Genomic DNA, 21822 nt, shown 5'->3' with positions numbered 1-21822 from the left:
AGGTCAGCCGGAAATCATCCTGTTTTTTGCATCCATCATTCCGACGCGATTCCAAGAAGATAGCGGCCATAGTCGTTCTTGCGGAAGGTTTCGGCGCGTTTCAGCAGGTCGTCGCGGCTGATGAAGCCGGACCGCCACGCAATCTCGTCCGGGCTGCCCACTTGCAGGCCCTGCCGATCGGTCAGGGTGCGCACGAAGTTCCCCGCATCGAGAAGCGACCCATGGGTCCCGGTATCCAGCCAGGCATAGCCGCGCCCCATCCGTTCGACCTTCAGCGTCCCCTCCGCGCGATATTTCTCAAGCAGATCAACGATTTCCAGTTCGCCACGGGGCGAGGGGCGGATGCTTTCGGCAAGGTCCGGCGCGCGGCCATCCAGATAGTAGAGCCCCGTCACCGCATAGTTCGACGGCGGCTTTTCCGGCTTTTCCTGGATGCTGCGGACCGTGCCATCCGGGGCGAAATCCACCACGCCATAGCGTTCCGGATCGGCGACCCGATAGCCAAAGACTGTCCCTCCGACGTCCTGCGCATCCGCAGACGCAAGCGTCTCCGGCAGGCCATGGCCGAAAAAGATGTTGTCGCCCAGCACCATCGCCGAAGGCGCGCCGTTCAGGAAATCCCGCGCCAGAAGATAGGCCTGTGCAAGGCCATCGGGCGAGGGTTGCACGATCCAGGTGAAGGACAGGCCCCATTGGCTGCCATCCCCCATAAGCCTTTGGAATTGCGCCTGATCCTCTGGCGTCGTGATGATCGCGATTTCGCGGATGCCGCCCAGCATCAGCACCGAAAGCGGGTAATAGATCATCGGCTTGTCATAAAGCGGCAGAAGCTGCTTTGACACGCCCATGGTGATGGGCCAGAGCCGGGTGCCGGAGCCACCGGCGAGGATGATGCCCTTGCGTCCGGTCATAGGCGCAGCTCCTTCAGGATGTCGGCAAGGCCTGCGCGCCAGTCGGGGCGGGCGATGCCGAAGTCGCGGGTCAAGGTGGAACAGTCCAGCCGCGAATTCATCGGGCGCGCGGCAGGGGTCGGATAGGCGGAAGAGGGAATGTCGGCAATTGTGCAGGGCAGATCGGCTGCGGCCATGATGGCGCGGGCAAAATCGGCCCAGCTTGCATCCGGCGTTCCCGCGAAATGGTAGGTCCCGCCCAAGGCACCGTCGCGAAGTGCCGTTGCCGCCACGAAAAGTGCATCGGCAATGGCGGCAGCGGGCGTCGGCCCACCGATCTGGTCGGCCACCACGTTCAAGGACGGGCGTTCGGTCCCGAGGCGGAGCATCGTCTTGACGAAATTCTGCCCATGGGCGGAAACGACCCAGCTTGTCCGCAGGATCACATGGCGCGCATCGCTGGCACGGATTGCCTGCTCACCTGCCAGTTTGGACCGGCCATAGGCATTGAGCGGCGCAGTGGGGTGGTCGGGGGCAAAGGGCGCGCTGCCCTTCCCGTCAAAGACATAATCTGTCGAGACATGCAGAAGGGGGATGCCCCTTGCGGCACAGGCCCCCGCCATCGCGCCCGGGCTTGCGCCATTCACCACAGTCGCCGCGGCCTCCTCTGCCTCGGCGCGGTCAACCGCTGTCCAGGCCGCGGCATTGATCACCGCGTCGCAGTCATGGCCCGCAATCGCTTTGGCACAAGAGTCGGGATCGGCAAGATCGGCCTCGTTTCGCCCAAGAAACACGGGGAAGATTCCTTCCGGACAGCGCCGGGCCAGTTCCCGCGCCACCTGACCGGTCTGGCCGAAGACCAGCAGCTTCACGCCTTGACCCCCAGCCGTTCGCCCACGCCCTGACGGGCCAGCAGCGGGCGCCACCATGCTTCGTTCTCCAGATACCAGCGGACGGTGCGGCGCAGCCCTTCCTCGAGTGTGACCGATGGGCGCCAGCCCAGTTCCTCGCGCATCCGCGACGGGTCGATGGCATAGCGCAGATCATGGCCTGGCCGATCAGCCACGAAGGTAATCAGCCGGTCATGCGGCGCGCCCTGCGGGTGCATTTCGTCCATCAGGCGGCAGATCGTGCGGACAAGGTCGATGTTCCGCGCTTCGTTCTCGCCCCCGATATTGTAGCTGCGGCCGGGACGCCCCTTCGTCAGCACGGTCAGAAGGGCGTCGGCATGGTCTTCCACGAACAGCCAGTCGCGCACGTTCTCGCCCTTGCCATAGACGGGAATCGCCTTTCCCGCCATCGCGTTCAGGATCACGACAGGGATCAGCTTTTCGGGAAAGTGGAAGGGGCCGTAATTGTTGGAGCAATTCGTCAGGACGACGGGCAGCCCATAGGTTTCGTGCCAGGCGCGGACCAGATGGTCGGACGCGGCCTTGGAGGCCGAATAAGGGCTGCGCGGATCATAGGGCGTGTCTTCGGTGAACTTGCCCGTCGGGCCGAGGGAACCGAAGACCTCATCGGTGGAGATATGGTGGAAGCGGAAGCCATCCGGCCGTCCCTTGCCCATCCAATGGGCGCGGGCGGCCTCCAGCAGGGTGAAGGTGCCGGTGATATTGGTTTCGATGAAGGTGCCGGGGCCGTCGATCGACCGGTCCACATGGCTTTCGGCAGCCAGATGCATCACGGCGTCGGGATCATGCACGGCAAGGATGCGGTCCATCGCAGCGCGGTCGCGGATATCCGCCTTTTCAAAGACATAGCGGGGGGAATTGCCGACCGCAGCCACGTTTTCAAGGCAGGCAGCATAGGTCAGGGCATCGACATTCACCACCGAATGCCCCTGCGCGATCGCAAGCCGGACGACGGCAGAGCCGATGAAGCCCGCGCCGCCCGTGATCAGGAGTTTCATGCCGTCTCTCCATAGGTGAACGGGCTTTGCCAATCGGCGAAGGCGGGGGCTGCGATATCCTTTGCCGACAGGACCGGGTCACCCGACAGGCCCCAGTCGATGCCGACGGAATCCCAACGCACGGCACCGTCATGGGCGGGGGAATAGACGTCGGTGCATTTGTATTGCACCTCGCAATCCGGCGTCAGGGTCACGAAACCGTGCAGAAACCCCTTGGGAACAAGAAGTTGCCGTCCATTCTCGGCAGTCAGTTCGACGGCGACCCAGTGGCCATAGGCGGGAGAGCCGCGTCGGGCATCCACCGCCACATCAAGGATCGCTCCGCGCGAACAGCGAACAAGCTTGTCCTGCGCCCGGGGGGGTGACTGGTAATGCAGCCCGCGCAACGTGCCCTTCTGCGCCGAGAAGGAGTGGTTGTCCTGCACGAAGGCCAAATCATGCCCTGCAGCACGCAGCCGTTCGGCATTCCAGGTCTCGGTGAACCAGCCGCGCGCATCGCCAAAGCGCTGGGGCGTCAGGATCACCACATCGGGGAGGGCTGTCGGTTCTATCTGCATGGGAAAACTCGTCTCACACCTGCCGCACGGGGTAAAGCCGTCAGATCAGTTTCTCAACCGCCTCGGCCACGGCTTGCCCCAAGGCCGCATGGGCGGCCTCGTCGAAATGGACGCCGTCGATGGGGCTGACCTCGATCACCTGCCCGGCATCGAGAAAACCGATCCCGCGCGATGCGGCAAGGGCTTGGTAGAGCGGGGCCAAGGCGCGGGACCGGGCGGCACCTCCCCAGAATTCCGTCTTGATCGGGCCGGTTTCCACCACCGGCGGCGGGCAGATCAGAAGGATGCGGAACCCCCCATGCCGCGCCTGGTAGTCAAGCGAAAGCGCCACGTCCAGCAGCCCGGCCACCCCCGCCGTCACTTGTTCGGGCGTGGTGGCAAAGCGCGTCTTCACGTCATTGGTGCCCAGCATCAGGGTCATAACGTCGATGGGACCGTGCGATTGCAGGGCCATGCGCAGCGCAGGCCGGGCGTTCATGTAATCGCCCATCACCGGATCATCGAACTGCGCGGTGCGCCCCGGAAGCCCTTCCTCCACCAGTTCCCATGCGGGGCCAAGCGCGGCATGGGTGATGGTCGGCCAGCGTATGCCCTTGGGAAAGCGGCGGTATTCGGCCCGGTCGATGATCGGGGGCGTGCCATGGGTGTTGCTGTCGCCGAAGGTCAGAAGAACGGGCATGTGTCATCCTTGCGCTGCCTTGGGGCGGAGGCTAGGGCCTGCGCGCGGGCAGGTAAAGCCGCTTTGCCCCCTTGGCCTTTGCCGCCCTCGCGCGCATATAGGGCGCAAAGACATGCTGCATGAGGAATGCGATGTTCGGGTTCGACGAAAAGACAGCGCCGCAGGGTGATCTGATCAAGGACACCACTGAGGCGACCTTCATGAAGGACGTGATCGAGGCAAGCCGGCAGGTGCCGGTGATCGTGGACTTCTGGGCCACCTGGTGCGGCCCTTGCCGCACACTCGGCCCCGCGCTGGAGGCGGCGGTTCTCGCGGCGAAGGGCAAGGTGAAGCTGGTCAAGATCGACGTGGACCAGAACCAAATGATCGCCGGGCAGTTGCGCATCCAGTCCATCCCTACGGTCTATGCCTTCTGGCAGGGCCAGCCGGTGGATGGCTTCCAGGGCGCCATTCCCGCGTCTGAGATCAAGAAATTCATCGACAAGCTTTCCGGTCTTGCCGGTGACGGCGGTCTGGCCGAGGCGATCGAAGCGGCAGAGCAGATGCTGGCTGAGGGCGCGGTGACGGATGCGGCGGAAACCTTCGCTGCCATTTTGGGAGAAGAGCCGGAAAACCCGGCCGCCTATTCAGGGTTGGTGCGCTGCCATTTGGCCCTTGGGCAACTGGATCAGGCCGAAGCGATGCTGAACGCCGCCCCGGCCGCCATTGCGAAGGCGAAGGACGTGGAGGCGGCGCGGGCGCAGCTCGAACTGGCAAGGCAGGCTGCAAATGCCGGGCCTGAGCGGGAGTTGCGCGCGGCGGTCGAGGCCGATCCGACCAACCGGCAGGCGCGGTTCGACCTCGCCACGGCGCTGCATGCGGCAGGGAAGGTGGAAGAGGCTGTCGATGTCCTGCTTGATCTGTTCCGGCTGGATCGGGAGTGGAACGAGGGGGCGGCGAAGACGCAGTTGCTGACGATCTTCGATGCGTTGAAGCCGACCGACCCTATCGTTTTGAAAGGCCGCCGCCGCCTTTCGTCGATGATATTTGCCTGATGGTCCGGCAGGGCTAACTGAGGCAGATGATGAACGCCGCCGACCTGCCCGAGACGATCCCTGTATTTCCGTTGCCCGGTGCGCTGCTTCTGCCACGCGGGCGGTTGCCGCTGCATATCTTCGAGCCGCGCTATCTGGCGATGATCGAGGATTGCCTGAAGACCAAGCATCGGCTGATCGGAATGATCCAGCCGCGCGACGTGCCGGGAACCGGTGAAAAGCGGTTGAATGCCATCGGCTGTGCCGGGCGGCTGACCGGGTTTTCGGAAACCGAGGATGGTCGCTATATGATCACCCTGTCCGGCATTTCCCGGTTCCGCGTCAAGGAAGAGGTGTCCGGCTTCACCCCCTATCGTCGCTGTTCGGTGGATTGGGGTGGTTTCCAGCGCGATATGGGCCCGGTGGAAGAGGATGCGGGTTTCCGGCGTGAGGAATTCCTTGCGCTGCTTGGCCGCTATTTCGCGGCGATGAACCTTTCGACCGACTGGTCGAGCATGAAGGAGGCCGAGACGGAGTTGCTGATCAATTCGCTGTCCATGCTCTGTCCCTTCAGCCCCGAGGACAAGCAGGCCCTGCTTGAGGCGCCTTCCTTGACGACCCGGCGGGAGACACTGGTCACGCTGATCGAATTCGCCATGCGCGGCGGATCGTCCGATGAGGTGATGCAGTGACAGAAGAGACGGTGTTCGACCGCCGGATGCTGGATGCGCTGGTCTGCCCGGTTACTCAGGCCGTGCTTACCTATGATGCAGAGCGGCAGGAGCTGATCTCGAAGGCGGCACATCTGGCCTTTCCGATCCGTGACGGCATTCCGATCATGCTGGTCAGCGAAGCGCGGGCGCTGGATTAGATCGGCTTTCCGGCGAGAAGCCGGGGCAGATCCCCCTGCAATCCGGCCGCCTGCCGGATGAACCGCCGGCGCAGGCCGGGCAGGGCGTTGACGATCCCGAGACCGAGATCACGCCCTGCGCGGAGAATTGGGTTGTCGTTGGAAAACAGCCGATTGACCGTATCCATCCCAAGGGCCAGCGCTGTGGAATCGAAGCGCCGCCAGCGCTGATAGGCCTCCAGCGTGGTCTGGCTGCCGATATCCTCGCCTCGGCGATGGGCTTCGATCACGGTCTGGGCCAGCGCTGCGACATCGCGTAGTCCGAGGTTCAGGCCCTGTCCGGCGATTGGATGCACGCCATGGGCCGCATCCCCCACCAGCGCAACGCGCGGCGCGACGAACCGTTCGGCAAGCGACAGCGAAAGGGGATAGGTGAACCGGTCGCCTGCAAGCGCAATCTCCCCCAGAAAATCGCCAAAGCGGGGGCGGAGCGCCTCCAGATATTGGTCATCCGGCAGGGCCTGGATGCGGGCGGCATTTTCTTCCGTCTCGCTCCAGACGATGCTGGAGTGATGGCCGCCTTTCAGGGGCAGGATGGCGAGGGGGCCTTCGGGCATGAAGAACTGATGCGCGGTGCCATTGTGATCTTTTTCATGGTGGATGGCGGTGACGAGGGCTGTCTGGCCATAGCCCCAGCCGACACGGCGGATGCCCGCCCGCGTGGCAGTGCCGCTGCCGCGCCCGTCGCAACCGACCAGAAGGCGTGCCGTCAGGCGGCGGCCACTGGCGAGTGTGGCGGCAACGGCATTTGGCGCCACCTCCTGCCCGGTGACGGTTTCGCCTGAAAGCAGCGTCACATTCGGATGGGCGGTCATCGCGGCAAGGAAGGCGGCATAAAGATGCCGGTCCTCCAGCAGAAAGCCCATCGGGCCTTCCTCGATCTCTGCCGCATCGAAGGTGAGGAAAAAGGGCGCCGGGCCTTGGCCGGCAAGGCCGTCGCTGGCCTTGATCCGATGGATGGGCTGGGCCAGATCGCCGACCTTCTGCCAGATGCCGATCATGGTCAGCAGGCGGCGCGAGGCGATGGCCAGCGCATAGGCGCGGCCGTCGAAACCGGCTTCGGCGCGGGCGGGGGCCGGGCGGCTGTCGATCACGGTCACACGCAACCCGCCCTGGGCGAGGGCCAAGGCAAGGGCGGGGCCGTTCAGCCCGCCCCCGGCGATCAGGATATCGGCGTCATGCATCATGGGCCGAATATGGCGGGCGGGGCGGGATTGTCCATGCGCCGCTGTGCCGCTACCGTTCATGTTGGAATAGGGGGCGGGCATGGCGAAGAACTGGCAGAACCTGACGGCGGCAGAACTGGGGCGCGAGATTGGGGCAGGGCGGATCAACCCTGTCGATCTGGCCGAACAGCATCTGGATGCCATTGCCAAACATCCGCTGGCCGAGCGTATCTATGCGCGCCTGACCCCGGCCCGCGCGCGGGCCGAGGCGATGGCTGCGCATGGCCGGGCGCGACGGGGCTTCCGCCGCGGGCTGCTGGATGGTGTGCCGATAAGCTGGAAGGATCTTTTCGATACGGTCGGCGTGGCGACGGAGGCCGGATCGGCCCTTCTGAAGGGCCGCATCCCCGAACGCGATGCCGAGGTTCTGGAAGTTGCCACGCAGGGCGGGCTGGTCTGCCTTGGCAAGACGCATATGTCGGAACTGGCCTTTTCCGGGCTGGGCCTGAACCCGATCACCGCCACGCCGCCTTGCATCAATGACGAAAGTGCTGTGCCGGGCGGGTCTTCCTCGGGGGCGGCGGCCTCGGTGGCCTATGGTCTGGCCCCGGCGGCCATCGGATCGGATACGGGCGGATCGGTGCGGATTCCCGCGGCCTGGAATGATCTGGTCGGGTTGAAGACGACGGCGGGGCGCATCCCGCTGACGGGGACGGTGCCGTTGTGCGAGCGTTTCGATACGATCGGACCCATTGCCAAGACGGTAGAGGATTGCGCGCTGCTGCTGGCGGCGATGGAAGGGGGGCGGCCCACCGATCTGGGCGGGGCGAGCCTGTCGGGTATGCGCTTCCTGGTGCTGGAGACCGTGGCGCTGGATGATCTGCGCGAAAGACCCGCGCAGGGATTCGAGGATGCGGTGGCGCGGCTTGCGGCGGCGGGGGCGCAGATCACCCATGGGAAGGTGCCGGAAGTGGCCGAGGCGATGGGTCTGGCCGCGCTCATCTTCACCGCCGAGGCCTATGGCATCTGGCGTGACCGGATCGAGGCGGCACCGCAGAAGATGTTTCCGCGCATCCTGGAACGGTTCCGGTCAGGGGCATCCTTTGCCGCGTCGGATTACGTGGCAGCCTGGCGGCGGCTGGAGGTGTTGCGCCGGGTGTGGCTGGAGAAGACCGCCGGGTATGATGCGGTGATCCTTCCCACCTCGCCGATCCTTCCGCCGCAGGCCGGGCGGTTGATGACGGATGATCCCTATTACGTGACCGAAAACCTGCTGGCCCTGCGCAACACGCGGATCGGAAATCTGATGGGTCTGTGCGGTCTGACCCTTCCCACGATGCAGCCCTCCTGCGGGATCAGTTTCCTCGGCGCCCCGCATCAGGAAGAGCGGCTTTTGCGTGTGGGCGCGGCGGCGGCCAAGGCGCTGCGCTAGGGGCAGAGTCGGAAAAGACACAGCATCGGCGGCCAAGTGACGGCGGGCGTTGCCTTTTTCTGGACCGCTGCGCGCGGGTTGGCTATCGTGCGGCAAAACGGGGCACCACGACCCCGGTATTGAGGCATGAATGCAGTTTCCTGAGCGGTTCTCGAGCCTGCCAGATTACGCATTTCCGCGTTTGCGGAAGTTGCTCGACCCCCACAAGCCGGGGGCCGAGCCGATTGCCATGACCATCGGCGAACCGCGCCATCCGATGCCGGATTTCGTGGGTCAGGTTCTGGCGGATAATGTTGCGGGCTTTGGTGTCTATCCGCCGAATGACGGGACGCCCGAATTGCTGGCGGCGATCGCGGGCTGGCTGAAGCGGCGCTATGGCGTCGATCTGGGCGAAGAGCGGCTGATGGTGCTGAACGGCACGCGCGAAGGGCTGTTCAACGCGGCCGTCGCCCTGTGCCCCGAGGTGAAGGGCGGCAGGAAGCCGGTCGTCCTGATGCCCAATCCCTTCTATCAGGTCTATGCGGTTGCCGCGCTGGCGATGGGGGCAGAGCCTGTCTATGTGCCTGCCACGGCGGCGACGGGGTTCCTGCCGGATTATGCGGCCCTGCCCAAGGATGTGCTGGACCGGGTGGCGATTGCCTATCTCTGTTCGCCCGCAAATCCGCAGGGGGCGATTGCGTCGCGCGACTATCTGGCGGGGCTGCTGCGGCTGGCGGAGACCCATGATTTCCGCGTCTTTTCCGACGAATGCTATTCCGAGATCTGGCGCGACGCGCCGCCCCCCGGCGCGCTGGAGGTGGCGGCAGAGATCGGGGCGGACCCTGAGCGGATCTTTGTTTTCCATTCGCTGTCGAAGCGGTCGAATCTGCCGGGGCTGCGGTCGGGCTTTGTTGCGGGTGGCGCGCAGGGCATTGCCCGCATCCGCCAATTGAGGGCCTTCGCCGGTGCCCCCCTGCCCCTGCCCGTGCAGAAGGTGAGCGAGCGGGCCTGGGCGGATGAGGCGCATGTGGCGGCCAACCTTGCGCTTTATCAGGAGAAGTTCCGCATCGCCGATGAGGTGTTTGCGGGCGTGCAGGGGTTTTCCAACCCCGAGGGCGGATTCTTCCTCTGGCTTCCGGTCGAGGATGGGGAAGAGGCGGCGCTGAAGCTTTGGACGCAGACGGGGGTGCGGGTTCTGCCCGGCGCCTATCTGTCGCGCGAGGCCGGGGGGCAGAACCCCGGCAAGGGATATATCCGGGTCGCCATGGTGGCCCCAAGGGACGAAATGCAGCGCGGGCTGATCCGGCTTCGCGACTGCATCTACGGGTGAGGAACGGCAGCATGGCATCCTATCAGGCACGGCAACGGGATCCGCTTCTGGATCAGAACATGCAGGCGATGCTGGAACGGCGCGGGCGCGAGCTTCTGGGGCTTGTGCTGGTGGCGGTGGCGATTGCCTTCGTGGCGATGCTCTGGACCTATTCGCCGGAAGATCCCGGCTGGATGGTCGCGACGGATGAGCCTGCGAAGAACGCGCTGGGCCGGTTCGGCGCGGCGCTGTCTTCGACGCTGATCATTATCGGTGGCAAGGGGGCGTGGTCGATTCCGCTCATCCTGCTGGTCTGGGGCGTGCGGTTCCTGACCCATCGGGGGGCGGAACGGGCGCTGGGCCGGATCGTCTTTGCCGTGATCGCGGTGGCCATGTGTTCGGTCTATGCGGCGACGCTGGTGCCGGGGGCGGCCTGGGGGCATTCCTTCGGTCTGGGCGGGCTGTTCGGCGATACGGTGCTGGGCGCGCTGATCGGGATCGTGCCGGGCAGTGCCGGGTTCAGCCTGAAACTCGTGTCGCTCCTGCTGGGCCTGGGCGTGCTGGCGATGCTGCTTTTCGTGACGGGTTTTGACCGTGCGGAACTGCGGCAGATCGGGCGGTTCCTGATGGTGGGGTCTGTCATCGCCTATTCGCAGGCCATGGCCCTTGCTGGCAAGGGTGCGCAGGGCACGGCGCGGGCGGCGCTGGCGATGCAGGACCGCCGCCGCATGGCACAGGCGCATCGGGCAGAGGCCGCGGCAATGCGCCGGTCGGCCGCCTGGGAGGCAGAGCCGATGCCGGCAGCGGCAGGGCGTGGCGTGATACGCCGGCCATTGAGCGAACCGGCGGTTTCCCCGGCGCAGGGGGCTGCGGAATGGGGCCGTCCGGCGCAGCTGCGGGCCGAGCCGCGCTATGCCGCGCCCCTGGCCGAGGCACCGCATTACGCGCCGCCCAAGGAAAAGCTGGGCCTGCTGGCCCGGATGCCGGGGTTGATGCGGCGATTGTCGGACCCGGAGCCGGAACTGGTGGAGCCGATGCAGCCGCATTATGACGACGGGATGCGCCCGGATGAGGACCGCATCCGTGCCCGCATCTCGGATGCGATCAAGTCGCGCATCCGCAATCCGGGTGGGCCGGTCAATGTGGTTCAGGCGGCAGTGCAGCGGCGTGAACCGGCCTTGCGGCGCGGGCCGCAGCCCTTGGTCGCCGACCTTACGCCGGTGGCGCGACAGATGCCGGTAGAGCCGCCGCTGATGGCGGGAATGAGCGTTGCCGCCCCTGCCGCCTCTGCCATTGTGCCGCCCCTGAGCGCGCTGTCGCGCCAGCCTGTGGCGATGCCGGAAGAGCCCGTCCTGCCCGAGGCCGAGGAGGATTGGGAAACCGGCGAGAACATGTTCCGCGCCGATGGCTGGATGCCTGAGGTTGAGGATGACGAGGATGAGGATTACGCCCCGGCCGCCGCGCGCCCCCTGATGGCCGACCGGCGCCCGGTGGTGCAGCACGTGGCCAAGAAGCCGAGCGCCCCGTCGCGTCAGGCCATGGCCGAGGCGCAGCCGCGCCTGCGGTTCGAAGAGATGCAGCCGGAATACGAGCTTCCGCCGCTGTCCCTGCTGGCAGCGCCTTCGACGGTGACGCGTCACACGCTTTCGGACGAGGCGCTGGAAGAGAATGCGCGGATGCTGGAGAATGTGCTGGATGATTACGGGGTGAAGGGGGAGATCGTTTCGGTTCGTCCCGGCCCGGTGGTCACGATGTATGAACTGGAACCTGCGCCGGGGCTGAAGGCGAGCCGGGTGATCGGGCTTGCGGATGACATCGCGCGCAGCATGTCGGCCCTGTCGGCGCGGGTGTCCACGGTGCCGGGGCGGACGGTGATCGGGATCGAATTGCCGAACGCGCATCGGGAAAAGGTGGTGCTGCGGGAAATCCTTTCGGCGCGCGACTTTGGCGACAGCAACATGCGGCTGCCGCTGGCGCTGGGCAAGGATATCGGCGGCGAGCCGGTGGTGGCGAACCTTGCCAAGATGCCCCACCTTCTGATCGCGGGGACCACGGGTTCGGGCAAGTCGGTTGCCATCAACACCATGATCCTGTCGCTTCTCTACAAGCTGACGCCCGAGGAATGCCGGTTGATCATGATCGACCCGAAGATGCTGGAACTGTCGGTCTATGACGGGATTCCGCATCTTCTGAGCCCCGTCGTGACGGACCCGAAGAAGGCCGTCGTCGCCCTGAAATGGGTGGTGGGCGAGATGGAGGAGCGTTACCGCAAGATGTCCAAGATGGGCGTGCGGAACATCGAAGGCTATAACGGCCGGGTGCGCGAGGCGCTGGCGAAGGGTGAGCTGTTCAAGCGCACGATCCAGACGGGGTTTGACGAGGATACCGGGGAGCCGGTCTTCGAGACGGAGGAATTCGCCCCCGTCGCGCTGCCCTATATCGTTGTGATCGTTGACGAAATGGCCGATCTGATGATGGTGGCGGGCAAGGAGATCGAGGCCTGCATCCAGCGTCTGGCACAGATGGCGCGGGCCTCGGGCATCCATCTGATCATGGCGACGCAGCGGCCTTCGGTGGATGTGATCACCGGGACGATCAAGGCGAACTTCCCGACGCGGATTTCCTTCCAGGTCACCAGCAAGATCGACAGCCGGACGATCCTGGGCGAGCAGGGGGCGGAGCAACTGCTGGGCATGGGTGACATGCTGTATATGGCGGGTGGGGCGAAGATCACCCGTATCCATGGGCCTTTCGTCAGCGATGAAGAGGTTGAGGAAATCGTCAATCACCTCAAGAGCTTTGGTCCGCCGGCCTATATGTCGGGCGTGGTCGAGGGGCCGGAGGATGACAAGGCCGACGACATCGACCTTGTGCTGGGTCTGGGCGGCGGCGGGGCCGAGGGGAGCGACGAGGCGCTATATGACCAGGCGGTTGCCATCGTGGCGCGGGATCGGAAATGTTCGACCTCCTACATCCAGCGGAAGCTGGGCATCGGATATAACAAGGCCGCGCGTCTGGTGGAGCAGATGGAGGAAGAGGGTGTCGTGACCCGCGCCAACCATGTGGGCAAGCGCGAGATCCTTGTGCCGGAGGCGTGAGGATCAGAAGCCGATGAGTGCCATGTCCAATGCGGCCATGACGGTTTCGGACTGATCGGCGAGAGAAGTGACAGGGCGCGTCAGGCCGCTGGACAGAACGGCAGAGAGGAATTGCGTGGTCATGACCACGTCTTGCCCGTCGATCCGGAAGACGGGGTTCAGGCGCCGCGCTGGAATGGGTGCCTGATCCAGGGGGATGAGCGGCACGATAAGGCGCGTGTTCAATGCACCCAGAAGATCGGCCTGCACGTCCAGCCAGTAACCGCGCCCATCCGGGGCTGGATAGACGTCGAACCGGGCCATCAGAAGGGCCGGAAGCTGGCCAGCGGCAGGCCGTTCTCTTCCACCCAACTATTTGAATCCGCGAGAGCTTTGGCGTTCTCTTCCTGCCAGCGGGCCGCCTTTGCGGCGCGCAGGGCCGCGCGGAGGCCATCTTCTGCCGCGCGGGACAGGTTCACGTCATGCGCCCGTGCCTCGGCCAGAAGGGCCGCATCGAGGGTTAGGTTGGTGGCTTTGCGTATGGGTGGCTGCATGATGCACCCCTTTGCTGGACGCGCATGAAATATGCGCATGATCTTGTTGGAAAGCAAGGCTTGCGCCTGGTCCAACCCCTTGATAGGTGCCGCGCCCGGACGGAAGGGGCAGGCATGACTGAACAGCGGGCGATCAACGGATTGGCAGAGATGGTGGCGGCGGGGCTGGTGGCCCCGGAGGCTGCGCCTGCGCTGGCCCCGGTGGAGGAGGCGTTCCGCATCCGCATGACCGCCGCGATGCGGGGGCGGGTTTTGGGGGTGGGGGATGCGGTGGCGAGGCAGTTCGTGCCGGAGGCTGCCGAAATGATAATCCGCGAGGAGGAATTGGGCGATCCCATCGGGGATGAGGCCCATTCCCCGGTGACGGGGTTGACGCATCGCTATCCGGATCGGGTCATCCTGCATGTGACGAAAACCTGCGAGGTCTATTGCCGCTTCTGTTTCCGGCGCGAGGCGGTTGGGGAAGAGGGATCGCTGCCGGAGAAAGACCTTGTGGCCGCGCTGGATTACATCGCGGTTAACCCCGCGATCCGCGAAGTGATCCTGACGGGGGGCGATCCCTTGGTGCTTTCTGCGCGCAGGATCAAGGGGTTGATGGAAAGGCTATCAGCGATAGCGCATGTCGATCAGGTGCGCATCCATACCCGCATCCCGGTGGTGGCGCCCGAGAAGGTGACGGCGGAGATGGTGGCGGCGCTGCGGGCTGCGCGGGTCTGGGTGGTGGTGCATACGAACCATGCGCAGGAGATCGGGGCGGCAGCGGAGGCGGCACTGGCGCGGCTGGTGGAGGCGGGAATTCCCCTGCTTTCCCAATCGGTTCTGCTGCGCGATATCAATGATAGCGTGGCGGCGCTGGAGGCATTGTTCCGGCGGCTGATGGCCTGCCGGGTGAAGCCCTATTACCTGCATCATTGCGACCTGGCGAAGGGGACGGGGCATTTCCGCACCACGATTGCGGAAGGGCAGGCCCTGATGGCCGGGCTGCGGGGGCGGATCAGCGGGCCACTGATCCCGACCTATGTGCTTGATATTCCGGGCGGTTTCGGGAAGGTGCCATTGGTGCGGGATCATGCGGAACCGCTGGGCGGCGGGCTGTGGCGGATCACCGACTGGCAGGGTGGCCAGCATCTTTACCGCGATCCGGAGCGCTAGGCGGTATCGGATCGGGAATTTTCCGGTGAAAACGGCTGTGCCGTATCTTGTGCCGCAAACTGTGCCGCAAACTGTGGCCACGCCGCGGGCGCTGGTGCAGGGATTGGTTAAGGAAATCTGGCGCGGATGGCGCCAGATTTTCGGGGGATAGGGCCAGATGGGTAGGATGGGCAATACTGCCCATCCTAGGCCTCAGGCGGGTTGTGCGGCGCCGAAGCCCTGCGCGCGGGCGGCGCGCGGCTTGAGGTAGCGGGCATAGCCGAGGTCGGCGCTTTCGATCTCGGTCTTGCGGCCCGAGACGATGTCGGCCAGCACGCGGCCCGAGCCTGCGGCCATGGTCCAGCCCAGCGTGCCGTGGCCGGTGTTCAGGAACAGGTTCGGCACGGTGGAGCGGCCGACGACGGGGGTGCCATCGGGCGTCATCGGGCGCAGGCCTGTCCAGAAGCTGGCCTTGGACTGGTCACCCGCGCCACCGAACAGGTCTTCGACCGAATGTTCCAGCGTGGCGCGGCGCTTGGGGTTCAAGGACAGGTCGAAGCCCGCAATCTCGGCCATGCCGCCGACGCGGATGCGGTCGCCCAGACGGGTGATGGCGATCTTGTGGGTTTCGTCCATCACGGTGGAGACGGGGGCGCGGTCTTCGTTCACGATCGGGACAGTGATGGAATAGCCCTTCACCGGATAGACCGGGAGTTTCATGCCGAAGGGCGCGACGAGGAAGGGCGAATAGCTGCCCAGGGCCACGACGAAGGCATCGGCGGTGACGCGGCCTTCGGAGGTGCGGGCGGCGGTGATGCGGGTGCCATCCGATTCCAGCCCGTCGATGCCGACGCCGTAGCGGAAGGTGACGCCGAGCGCTTCGGCCATTTCGGCAAGGCGGTTGGTGAACTTGAAGCAGTCGCCGGTTTCATCGCCGGGCAGGCGCAGGCCGCCCGCGATCTTGTCGCGCGCCCCGGCAAGGCCCGGTTCGGCGGCGAGGCAGGCGTCGCGGTCCAGCACTTCGAAGGGGACGCCGTCGGCGCGCAGAACCTCGATATCCTTCGCGGCACCGTCCACCTGTTTCTGGGTGCGGAAGAGTTGCAGCGTGCCCTGGGTGCGTTCGTCATAGGCGATGCCGGTTTCCGCGCGCAGCTCCATCAGGCAGTCACGGGAATATTCGGCCAGGCGGACCATGCGGCGCTTGTTGGTCTGGTAGGCGGCGGTCGTGCAGTTCGACAGCATCTTCGCCATCCAGCCGAGTTTGGCGAGATCCGGGCGCGGCTGGATGATCAGCGGCGCATGTTTCATGAACATCCACTTGATCGCCTTCTGCGGGATGCCGGGGGCCGCCCAGGGGGAGGAATAGCCGGGCGAGATTTCGCCCGCATTGGCGAAGGAGGTTTCGAGCGAAGGGCCGGGCTGGCGGTCGATGACCGTGACCTCATGCCCCGCCTTGGCCAGATACCAGGCCGAGGTGACACCGATCACGCCTGCGCCGAGAACCACGATCTTCATCTTTGCCTGCCTTGCCAGAGGGTTGCATGGGATGGGCGAAAGATGCCGGATTTCCGGGTGAAGGTGTTTGCGATGATGGGGTGTGGAGAGGGTAGAGACGGGAGGAATCTTCTGATAACATCTGTTTGACCGAAGAAACTTGCGTCATTGAGATTTTATGGCGCAGAAATCCTTGCTGCAGTGTGGATTTCCGCCGGTTTCTTTCTTCGCAGTTTGCCCAAGGATTGGGCGATTCCTTCGGCGGTCTGCTGTCGTGGGGGCGGGCGTGGGATCACGGCATCGGCACAAGCTTGCAACATTGCGGGAGGCGGGGATGCAAGCGCGCGGGGGAGGGGGTATATTGCAGGCATGAACAGACGCACCGCCCTGATGGCCCCGCTCCTTGCGCTTGTCTTCGCCCTGCCCGCGCGGGCGGAACTGGTTCCACTGGCCGACCTGTCCGCCTATCTGAACGGGCTGACCACGGCGGAGGCGGATTTCACCCAGATCAATGCGGATGGCAGCATTTCGAACGGGCGGCTTTATATCCGCCGTCCGGGGCGGGTGCGGTTCGAATATGCGCCGCCCGACCGCAGCCTGGTGATGGCCGGGGGTGGGCAAGTGGCGATCTTCGATGCGAAGTCGAACCAGCCGCCCGAGCAATATCCGCTGCGGCGGACGCCGCTGAACCTGATCCTGGCGGAGCGGGTGGATCTGGGCACGGCGAAGATGGTGGTGGGCCATTACGAGGCGCAGGACACGACGCGGGTCGTGGCGCAGGACCCGGAGGCGCCGGAATACGGGACGATCGAGCTGGTGTTTTCGCGCGATCCCGTGGCGCTGACGTCCTGGGTCATCACGGATGATCTGGGCAACCGGACGACCATCGTGCTGGACCGGATGGTGACGGGGGTGAACCTGCCCGCGTCCTTGTTCAACATCACGCAGGAAGTGGAGAAGCGGGGCGGGTGATCCCGCCCCTTCCCCCCGATCAGATGCGGCCGCAGGAAGCGAGCTGGGCGCGATACATCTCGGCCCGTTCGGCGACCTTGGCGGAAACGTCCATCAGCCAGGGCTTGCCCAGATAGGACTGGTTGGCATAGCCGGTGCGGCCTTCGTGATAGGCCAGGTATTGCGCCTGCGCGTCCCATTTGGAGATGCCGAGGCGCTGGGTCGAGATGTCCATGTACCAGCCCATGAAATCGGCCGCGTCGTCGATGCGGTCGCGGCGCGCGCCCCAGCGACCGACGGCCTCTTCATATTCTTCCCATGTGCCGTCGAGGGCCTGGCTGTAGCCATAGGCCGAGGATTGGCGGCCCATCGGGATGATGCCCAGGGCATAGCGGTGGGGGGTGCGGGCATTGCCGATGAATTTGGATTCCTGATGGAAGGTGGCCATCTGGACATGGATCGGCACGCCCCAGCGCCGTTCGGTCGCCTGCATGGCGCGGAAATACTGCGGACGCTCGGCCGCGAGGGCGCAGGCGTTGTCGAGATTGCGTGGCGCCGAATATTTGCCACCCCCGCAGGAGGCCAGCAACATCAAGAGGATCGACGCGCGGAGAAGTCTGCTCATAAGCCCCTCGCACGATTTTTGTTTTGCCGGGCAGGATAGGGCAAAAGCGCGCCGGGGGAAATGGGGGATCGGGTCGCGTCAGATCAGAAAGGCGAGAGTGAGCGGAAGTGTGATCACCGACAGGAGGGTGGAGGCGATGACGAGGCCCGCGACGGCATCGGAATCGGCGCCGTATTTCTCGGCCATCATGTAGGAGGTGACGGCGACGGGGGTGGTGACCTGAAGGATGAGGACGGCGAGGGCGACGGGGGGCAGGTTCAGGGCGAGGCCCGCGCCGAGGGCGGCGGCGAGGCAGAGGACCGCGCGCAGGAGCGAGAGCGCGAAGGCGCGGCCGAGGTGGCCGGCGTTCAGCCGGGCCACGGCGACGCCGAGGGTGATGAGCATGAGCGGAATGGCGATCTGGCCGATGAGATCGAGCGAATTGGTGAGCCAGCGCGGCGTCTGCCAGCCCTGCCAGAGGAAGAGCGCGCCGAGGAGCGTGGCGCCCATGATCGGTTCCTTCACCAGTCGGGAGGGCGACCCGCCGCCGGCGACGATCCAGAGGCCGAAGGTGAAGCTCCAGAGGATCATCACGGCGAAGACGACGATGGCGTAGCCCAGCCCTTCCTGCCCGAAGGCGAAGAGGGCGAGGGGGAGGCCGACATTGCCGGTATTGCCGAAGATCAGCGGCGCGAGATAGGTGCGCAGGTCCAGCCGCAGGAGGCGGGTGAGGCCCCAGAAGAGGATCGTCAGCGCCCCGTAGGCGGCGGCGGCGGCGATGGACAGGGTGGTGAGGGCGGTGGGGTCGATCTCGGTCTTCATCAGGGCGGTGAAGACGAGGGCGGGGACGGAGAGCGTCATGCAGAGGCGGGTGATGAACTCCATCCGGTAGTCGAACCCGCCGCGCGCCCAGAGGAACCCAACCAGACCGAGCAGGCCGACAGGGGCCACAATCTCCAGCACTGTAGGGATGAGGTTCACAGACTGTTTCCCCGCTGTTGCACCTGCCCGATGGACAAGGGACGGCGCGAGGGATTAGTAAATCAATTCAAAGGATGCAATGTCATGTTTACCGCGCAGGCCAAATTTCACATCGGACAGGTCGTCCGCCACCGGAAGCACCCGTTCCGCGGCGTGATCTTCGATGTGGACCCGCGGTTTTCGAATACCGAGGAATGGTATGACGCGATCCCGGAGGACAGCCGTCCGTCGAAGGATCAGCCGTTCTACCACCTGCTGGCCGAGAATGACCAATCCTATTACGTGGCCTATGTGTCGGAGCAGAACCTCTTGCCCGACGAGACCGGCGAGCCGGTGGGGCATCCCGATCTGCCGGACCTGTTCGGCGATTTCGAGGATGGCCGCTATCCGCTGCAATTCCAACTGAACTGACGCTAACCGCGCCTTCATCCTTTGCTGCGAGGCTGGTTCTTGCAGGCAAGGAGGTTGGGCATGGAATTGCAGGTCGAAGGGCGGGGTGCGGTGACAGTGGTTCGTCCGGCAGAGGCGCGGCTGGATGCGCTAGGCGCGGTGGCCTTCAAGGACCGGATGAAGGCGGTGATCGAGGCGGCGCCGGGGCGGGTGGTGCTGGACCTGTCAGGGGTCGGTTTCATTGACTCGAGCGGGCTGGGCGCGGTGGTTGCGGCGCGGCGCTTCCTGCGCGAGGGGCAGGCGATGGATCTGGCCGGGCTGACGGGGCCGGTGGGGCGGGTGTTCCGGCTGACGCGGATGGACATGCTTTTCGCCATTCATCCAGAGGTGGCCGATGCCCTGCGCGAAACGGCGTGAACGGCATGTGATTGCCGCCGATCCGGCAGAAGTGCGCAGCCTGCTGGAACGGCTGGAACGGCACCCGGCGCTGGCGCGGCTGAGCGCGGAGGAGCGCGACTGCACGCTTCTGGTTCTGGCCGAGGTTCTGAACAATGTGGTGGAACATGGCTATGGCGGCACGCCGGGATGGATCGGGTTGACGCCGCTGCCGGGGCGGCCGGGGCTGGGATGGCGGATCGTGGATCGTGCCGGGCAGGGGCCTGCGCCCCTCGCCCTGATGCGCGACATGCCGCTGGTGGCTGCGGAAGGCGGGTTCGGCATCCCGCTGATCCGGGCGCTGACCGACCGGCTGGCCCTGCGACGCAAGCGGGGACTGAACATCCTGACGGTGGAAGTGCGTTCCGATTGCAGCGCGGTTTGAGATGGGCGCCTGCGCGGGGAGGGCGGAGGGTGCGGCTGGCCGGGGGCCGGTTCACCTGTCCGATGCGGTCGGATTGCGGTGGGCGGTGCGTTTCCGGGAGGAGTCGGGGTTCGGGCTAAACTTCTGTGCGCGGTGGCCGTTACCCTGCACGTAGCTGTTGTGCGAGCTGCCCCCCGGTGCCGAGAGTTCTGCCCCCACCCATTCCTGGCACCGGGGGTATTCCCCCCCTTCCTTGAAAGCGCAGCTCGCGCGGGATTTCCCTTCGGGCGGGTCCTGTCGGCTGTCGTCGCGGTGATGGCGGGATGGTGGCGGTCCGGGGGGATCGGCTGACGGGCTTTCTTGGAAATGCCCCCGAAGCCGCCTAGGTTGCCCCTGTCAGGACAGGGAGAACCACGATGCGCGATTTCCACATGCCCGGCCGTTCGGCCATCCATGCGACCAACGGGATTTGCGCGACCTCGCACCCCTTGGCCGCGAAAGTGGCGGTGGAGGTGATGGAACGCGGCGGCAATGCGGTGGATGCGGCGATTGCCGGGGCGGTGCTGCTGGGCATTTGCGAGCCACAGATGACGGGGATCGGGGGGGATTGCTTTGTCCTGCTGAAACCCGCGGGGCGCGAGGATGTGATCGCGCTGAACGGATCGGGGCGGGCCCCGGCGGGCTATTCAGCGCAGGTGATGCGCGACCGGGGACTGACGGCAGTGCCGCTGCACGGGGTGGAGGCGGTCACGCTGCCCGGCGCGGTGGATGCTTTCTGCCGGTTGTCGGCGGATTGGGGAAAGCTGGGCCTTGATGCGGTGCTGGCGCCCGCGATCCGCTATGCCGAAGAGGGCGTGCCGGTCGCGCCGCGCGTGGCCTTTGACTGGGCCGGGGATGCGGAGCATTTGCAGGGCGCGGCGCGGCGGCATTATCTGGTGAATGGGCGGGTGCCGAAGGTGGGCGAGATCTTCCGCGCGCCGGGGCAGGCCGAGGTGCTGCGCCGGATCGCGAAGGAGGGGCGCAAGGGGTTCTACGAAGGCGAGGTGGCGGAGGACATGGTTGCCTCGCTGCGCGCGCTGGGCGGGACGCATGAGATGGAGGATTTCGCGGGCGTGGCCTGCGACTACACCACGCCTGTCGGGGGCAGCTACAAGGGGGTGGACTTGCTGGAGCATCCGCCGAACGGGCAGGGGGCGACGGCGATCCTGATGCTGAACATCCTGGGCCATTTCGATCTGGCCGGGATGGACCCTTTCGGGGCAGAGCGGGCGCATATCGAGGCGGAGGCGACGAAGCTGGCCTATGATGCGCGCAACCGGTTCATCGCGGACCCGGATCATGTGGCGCGGCTGGAGCATATGCTGGCGCCCGAGACGGCGGCGAAGCTGGCGGCGCTGATCGACCCCGGGCGCGCGATGGCGGCGGCGGCGCCCCTGACGGAAGCGGTGCACAAGGACACGGTCTATATCACCGTGGTGGACAAGGACCGAATGGCGGTGAGCCTGATCTATTCGATCTTCTGGGGCTTTGGCGCGGGGCTGGCGTCGGAGAAGTACGGGATCAACTTCCAGAACCGGGGCGCGGGGTTCACGCTGGCCGAGGGCCATCCGAACGAGGCGGGGCCGGGCAAGCGGCCGATGCATACGATCATTCCCGGGATGCTGCGCCAGAATGGCCGGGTGACGATGCCCTTCGGCGTGATGGGCGGGGCCTATCAGCCCTGCGGCCATGCGCGGCTGGTGACGAATCTGGTGGATTACGGGATGGAAGTGCAGGCGGCGAATGATGCGCCGCGCTGCTTTACCGGGCCGGAGGGGATGAAGGTGGAACGCGGCTATTCCGAGGCCGTGCGGGCGCGGCTGGCGGAGATGGGGCATGACGTGTCGATCCCCGATGAGCCGATCGGGGGATGCCAGGCGATCGTGATCGGCGAGGACGGGGTTCTGGTGGGGGCATCGGACCCGCGCAAGGATGGCTGCGCGCTGGGATATTGACGG

The 21822-nt window shown here is 65.6% G+C and carries 23 protein-coding genes; 12 read left to right on the top strand and 11 right to left on the bottom strand.

Annotation, left to right across the window (positions count from 1 at the left end):
- Window positions 1-35: 35 nt before the first annotated feature.
- From rfbA to C0V75_RS03410, 5 genes are read right to left on the bottom strand one after another with little or no spacing between them, the layout of a single operon-like run.
- The gene (gene rfbA / locus C0V75_RS03430; protein WP_101919475.1) at window positions 36-911 is read right to left on the bottom strand and encodes a glucose-1-phosphate thymidylyltransferase RfbA; all 876 of its coding nucleotides are present in this window, start codon (window positions 909-911) and stop codon (window positions 36-38) included.
- The gene (rfbD, locus tag C0V75_RS03425; protein ID WP_254216359.1) at window positions 908-1762 is read right to left on the bottom strand and encodes a dTDP-4-dehydrorhamnose reductase; all 855 of its coding nucleotides are present in this window, start codon (window positions 1760-1762) and stop codon (window positions 908-910) included. The genes rfbA and rfbD overlap by 4 nt, the downstream gene beginning before the upstream one ends.
- Window positions 1759-2799: a dTDP-glucose 4,6-dehydratase gene (gene rfbB / locus C0V75_RS03420; protein WP_101919473.1), complete on the bottom strand. Its 1041-nt coding sequence runs from the start codon at window positions 2797-2799 to the stop codon at window positions 1759-1761. Before rfbB ends, rfbD begins: the two co-directional genes overlap by 4 nt.
- Window positions 2796-3356 carry a dTDP-4-dehydrorhamnose 3,5-epimerase gene (gene rfbC, locus C0V75_RS03415; protein WP_101919472.1) on the bottom strand — a complete coding sequence of 187 codons (561 nt, stop codon included), beginning with the start codon at window positions 3354-3356 and terminating at the stop codon, window positions 2796-2798. The genes rfbB and rfbC overlap by 4 nt, the downstream gene beginning before the upstream one ends.
- A 40-nt stretch (window positions 3357-3396) precedes the next feature.
- On the bottom strand, window positions 3397-4035 hold the full coding sequence (locus C0V75_RS03410; RefSeq protein ID WP_101919471.1) for an SGNH/GDSL hydrolase family protein: 639 nt from the start codon (window positions 4033-4035) through the stop codon (window positions 3397-3399).
- A gap of 131 nt (window positions 4036-4166) precedes the next feature.
- Between C0V75_RS03410 and C0V75_RS03405 the strand changes: the two genes are divergently transcribed.
- From C0V75_RS03405 to C0V75_RS03395, 3 genes are read left to right on the top strand one after another with little or no spacing between them, the layout of a single operon-like run.
- Entirely contained in the window at window positions 4167-5069 is a 903-nt protein-coding gene (locus C0V75_RS03405; protein WP_173861040.1) for a co-chaperone YbbN, read from the top strand.
- 26 nt (window positions 5070-5095) lie between these two features.
- Window positions 5096-5740, top strand: coding sequence for an LON peptidase substrate-binding domain-containing protein (locus C0V75_RS03400; RefSeq protein ID WP_101919469.1), 645 nt, complete (start codon window positions 5096-5098; stop codon window positions 5738-5740).
- Window positions 5737-5919, top strand: coding sequence for a Trm112 family protein (locus tag C0V75_RS03395; RefSeq protein ID WP_101919468.1), 183 nt, complete (start codon window positions 5737-5739; stop codon window positions 5917-5919). The genes C0V75_RS03400 and C0V75_RS03395 overlap by 4 nt, the downstream gene beginning before the upstream one ends.
- Here the strand turns inward: C0V75_RS03395 and C0V75_RS03390 are convergent.
- Window positions 5916-7145, bottom strand: coding sequence for a UbiH/UbiF/VisC/COQ6 family ubiquinone biosynthesis hydroxylase (locus C0V75_RS03390; protein WP_101919467.1), 1230 nt, complete (start codon window positions 7143-7145; stop codon window positions 5916-5918). The two genes, C0V75_RS03395 and C0V75_RS03390, sit on opposite strands and share 4 nt — an antisense overlap.
- 79 nt (window positions 7146-7224) lie before the next feature.
- Between C0V75_RS03390 and C0V75_RS03385 the strand changes: the two genes are divergently transcribed.
- The 3 genes from C0V75_RS03385 to C0V75_RS03375 all read left to right on the top strand — a co-directional run bounded on the left by C0V75_RS03385 (window position 7225) and on the right by C0V75_RS03375 (window position 12942).
- The gene (locus tag C0V75_RS03385; protein ID WP_101919466.1) at window positions 7225-8556 is read left to right on the top strand and encodes an amidase; all 1332 of its coding nucleotides are present in this window, start codon (window positions 7225-7227) and stop codon (window positions 8554-8556) included.
- A gap of 130 nt (window positions 8557-8686) precedes the next feature.
- Entirely contained in the window at window positions 8687-9865 is a 1179-nt protein-coding gene (locus C0V75_RS03380; RefSeq protein ID WP_101919465.1) for an aminotransferase class I/II-fold pyridoxal phosphate-dependent enzyme, read from the top strand.
- Window positions 9866-9876: 11 nt separating this feature from the next.
- Window positions 9877-12942, top strand: coding sequence for a DNA translocase FtsK (locus C0V75_RS03375; protein WP_101919464.1), 3066 nt, complete (start codon window positions 9877-9879; stop codon window positions 12940-12942).
- Between the two features lie 3 nt (window positions 12943-12945).
- Here C0V75_RS03375 and C0V75_RS03370 read toward each other — a convergent pair whose 3' ends face one another.
- A complete protein-coding gene (locus C0V75_RS03370) occupies window positions 12946-13245 on the bottom strand; it encodes a CcdB family protein (RefSeq protein WP_101919463.1) in 300 nt (99 codons plus the stop codon).
- Window positions 13245-13475 carry a type II toxin-antitoxin system CcdA family antitoxin gene (locus C0V75_RS03365; RefSeq protein ID WP_101919462.1) on the bottom strand — a complete coding sequence of 77 codons (231 nt, stop codon included), beginning with the start codon at window positions 13473-13475 and terminating at the stop codon, window positions 13245-13247. Before C0V75_RS03365 ends, C0V75_RS03370 begins: the two co-directional genes overlap by 1 nt.
- Window positions 13476-13589: 114 nt before the next feature.
- Between C0V75_RS03365 and C0V75_RS03360 the strand changes: the two genes are divergently transcribed.
- A complete protein-coding gene (locus C0V75_RS03360) occupies window positions 13590-14627 on the top strand; it encodes a lysine-2,3-aminomutase-like protein (RefSeq protein WP_101919461.1) in 1038 nt (345 codons plus the stop codon).
- A gap of 192 nt (window positions 14628-14819) precedes the next feature.
- Here the strand turns inward: C0V75_RS03360 and C0V75_RS03355 are convergent, their stop codons facing one another.
- The gene (locus tag C0V75_RS03355; protein ID WP_101919460.1) at window positions 14820-16121 is read right to left on the bottom strand and encodes a D-amino acid dehydrogenase; all 1302 of its coding nucleotides are present in this window, start codon (window positions 16119-16121) and stop codon (window positions 14820-14822) included.
- A gap of 348 nt (window positions 16122-16469) precedes the next feature.
- Between C0V75_RS03355 and C0V75_RS03350 the strand changes: the two genes are divergently transcribed.
- Window positions 16470-17072 carry an outer membrane lipoprotein carrier protein LolA gene (locus C0V75_RS03350; RefSeq protein WP_101919459.1) on the top strand — a complete coding sequence of 201 codons (603 nt, stop codon included), beginning with the start codon at window positions 16470-16472 and terminating at the stop codon, window positions 17070-17072.
- A gap of 19 nt (window positions 17073-17091) precedes the next feature.
- Here C0V75_RS03350 and C0V75_RS03345 read toward each other — a convergent pair whose 3' ends face one another.
- Window positions 17092-17676, bottom strand: a complete 585-nt coding sequence (locus C0V75_RS03345; protein WP_101919458.1) for a lytic transglycosylase — start codon at window positions 17674-17676, stop codon at window positions 17092-17094.
- Window positions 17677-17754: 78 nt separating this feature from the next.
- Window positions 17755-18636 carry an AEC family transporter gene (locus tag C0V75_RS03340; RefSeq protein ID WP_101919457.1) on the bottom strand — a complete coding sequence of 294 codons (882 nt, stop codon included), beginning with the start codon at window positions 18634-18636 and terminating at the stop codon, window positions 17755-17757.
- Window positions 18637-18720: 84 nt separating this feature from the next.
- Between C0V75_RS03340 and hspQ the strand changes: the two genes are divergently transcribed.
- The 4 genes from hspQ (at window position 18721) to C0V75_RS03320 (ending at window position 21819) form a co-directional block, all read left to right on the top strand.
- Window positions 18721-19047, top strand: a complete 327-nt coding sequence (hspQ, locus tag C0V75_RS03335; protein WP_101919456.1) for a heat shock protein HspQ — start codon at window positions 18721-18723, stop codon at window positions 19045-19047.
- A gap of 60 nt (window positions 19048-19107) precedes the next feature.
- Window positions 19108-19443, top strand: a complete 336-nt coding sequence (locus C0V75_RS03330) for an STAS domain-containing protein (protein ID WP_101919455.1) — start codon at window positions 19108-19110, stop codon at window positions 19441-19443.
- Window positions 19421-19846: an ATP-binding protein gene (locus C0V75_RS03325; protein WP_101919454.1), complete on the top strand. Its 426-nt coding sequence runs from the start codon at window positions 19421-19423 to the stop codon at window positions 19844-19846. Before C0V75_RS03330 ends, C0V75_RS03325 begins: the two co-directional genes overlap by 23 nt.
- A 395-nt stretch (window positions 19847-20241) precedes the next feature.
- The gene (locus tag C0V75_RS03320) at window positions 20242-21819 is read left to right on the top strand and encodes a gamma-glutamyltransferase family protein (RefSeq protein WP_101919453.1); all 1578 of its coding nucleotides are present in this window, start codon (window positions 20242-20244) and stop codon (window positions 21817-21819) included.
- Window positions 21820-21822 lie beyond the last annotated feature (3 nt).

The organism is Tabrizicola sp. TH137 (genome assembly GCF_002855575.1).
Lineage (GTDB): Bacteria > Pseudomonadota > Alphaproteobacteria > Rhodobacterales > Rhodobacteraceae > Paragemmobacter.
The sequence above is the reverse complement of the archived record's forward strand: the minus strand, read 5'-3'. Positions and strand labels throughout refer to the sequence as shown.

Excerpts from the sequence above, each read along its gene's own strand:
- C0V75_RS03330 (WP_101919455.1), top strand. The coding sequence starts at position 19,108 with ATGGAATTGCAGGTCGAAGGGCGGGGTGCGGTGACAGTGGTTCGTCCG.
- C0V75_RS03390 (WP_101919467.1), bottom strand. The coding sequence starts at position 7,145 with ATGATGCATGACGCCGATATCCTGATCGCCGGGGGCGGGCTGAACGGC.
- C0V75_RS03350 (WP_101919459.1), top strand. The coding sequence starts at position 16,470 with ATGAACAGACGCACCGCCCTGATGGCCCCGCTCCTTGCGCTTGTCTTC.
- C0V75_RS03370 (WP_101919463.1), bottom strand. The coding sequence starts at position 13,245 with ATGGCCCGGTTCGACGTCTATCCAGCCCCGGATGGGCGCGGTTACTGG.
- rfbC (WP_101919472.1), bottom strand. The coding sequence starts at position 3,356 with ATGCAGATAGAACCGACAGCCCTCCCCGATGTGGTGATCCTGACGCCC.
- rfbB (WP_101919473.1), bottom strand. The coding sequence starts at position 2,799 with ATGAAACTCCTGATCACGGGCGGCGCGGGCTTCATCGGCTCTGCCGTC.
- C0V75_RS03380 (WP_101919465.1), top strand. The coding sequence starts at position 8,687 with ATGCAGTTTCCTGAGCGGTTCTCGAGCCTGCCAGATTACGCATTTCCG.
- C0V75_RS03385 (WP_101919466.1), top strand. The coding sequence starts at position 7,225 with ATGGCGAAGAACTGGCAGAACCTGACGGCGGCAGAACTGGGGCGCGAG.
- C0V75_RS03410 (WP_101919471.1), bottom strand. The coding sequence starts at position 4,035 with ATGCCCGTTCTTCTGACCTTCGGCGACAGCAACACCCATGGCACGCCC.
- C0V75_RS03325 (WP_101919454.1), top strand. The coding sequence starts at position 19,421 with ATGCCCTGCGCGAAACGGCGTGAACGGCATGTGATTGCCGCCGATCCG.
- C0V75_RS03405 (WP_173861040.1), top strand. The coding sequence starts at position 4,167 with ATGTTCGGGTTCGACGAAAAGACAGCGCCGCAGGGTGATCTGATCAAG.
- C0V75_RS03375 (WP_101919464.1), top strand. The coding sequence starts at position 9,877 with ATGGCATCCTATCAGGCACGGCAACGGGATCCGCTTCTGGATCAGAAC.
- C0V75_RS03345 (WP_101919458.1), bottom strand. The coding sequence starts at position 17,676 with ATGAGCAGACTTCTCCGCGCGTCGATCCTCTTGATGTTGCTGGCCTCC.
- C0V75_RS03360 (WP_101919461.1), top strand. The coding sequence starts at position 13,590 with ATGACTGAACAGCGGGCGATCAACGGATTGGCAGAGATGGTGGCGGCG.
- hspQ (WP_101919456.1), top strand. The coding sequence starts at position 18,721 with ATGTTTACCGCGCAGGCCAAATTTCACATCGGACAGGTCGTCCGCCAC.
- C0V75_RS03320 (WP_101919453.1), top strand. The coding sequence starts at position 20,242 with ATGCGCGATTTCCACATGCCCGGCCGTTCGGCCATCCATGCGACCAAC.
- C0V75_RS03400 (WP_101919469.1), top strand. The coding sequence starts at position 5,096 with ATGATGAACGCCGCCGACCTGCCCGAGACGATCCCTGTATTTCCGTTG.
- rfbA (WP_101919475.1), bottom strand. The coding sequence starts at position 911 with ATGACCGGACGCAAGGGCATCATCCTCGCCGGTGGCTCCGGCACCCGG.
- C0V75_RS03355 (WP_101919460.1), bottom strand. The coding sequence starts at position 16,121 with ATGAAGATCGTGGTTCTCGGCGCAGGCGTGATCGGTGTCACCTCGGCC.
- C0V75_RS03365 (WP_101919462.1), bottom strand. The coding sequence starts at position 13,475 with ATGCAGCCACCCATACGCAAAGCCACCAACCTAACCCTCGATGCGGCC.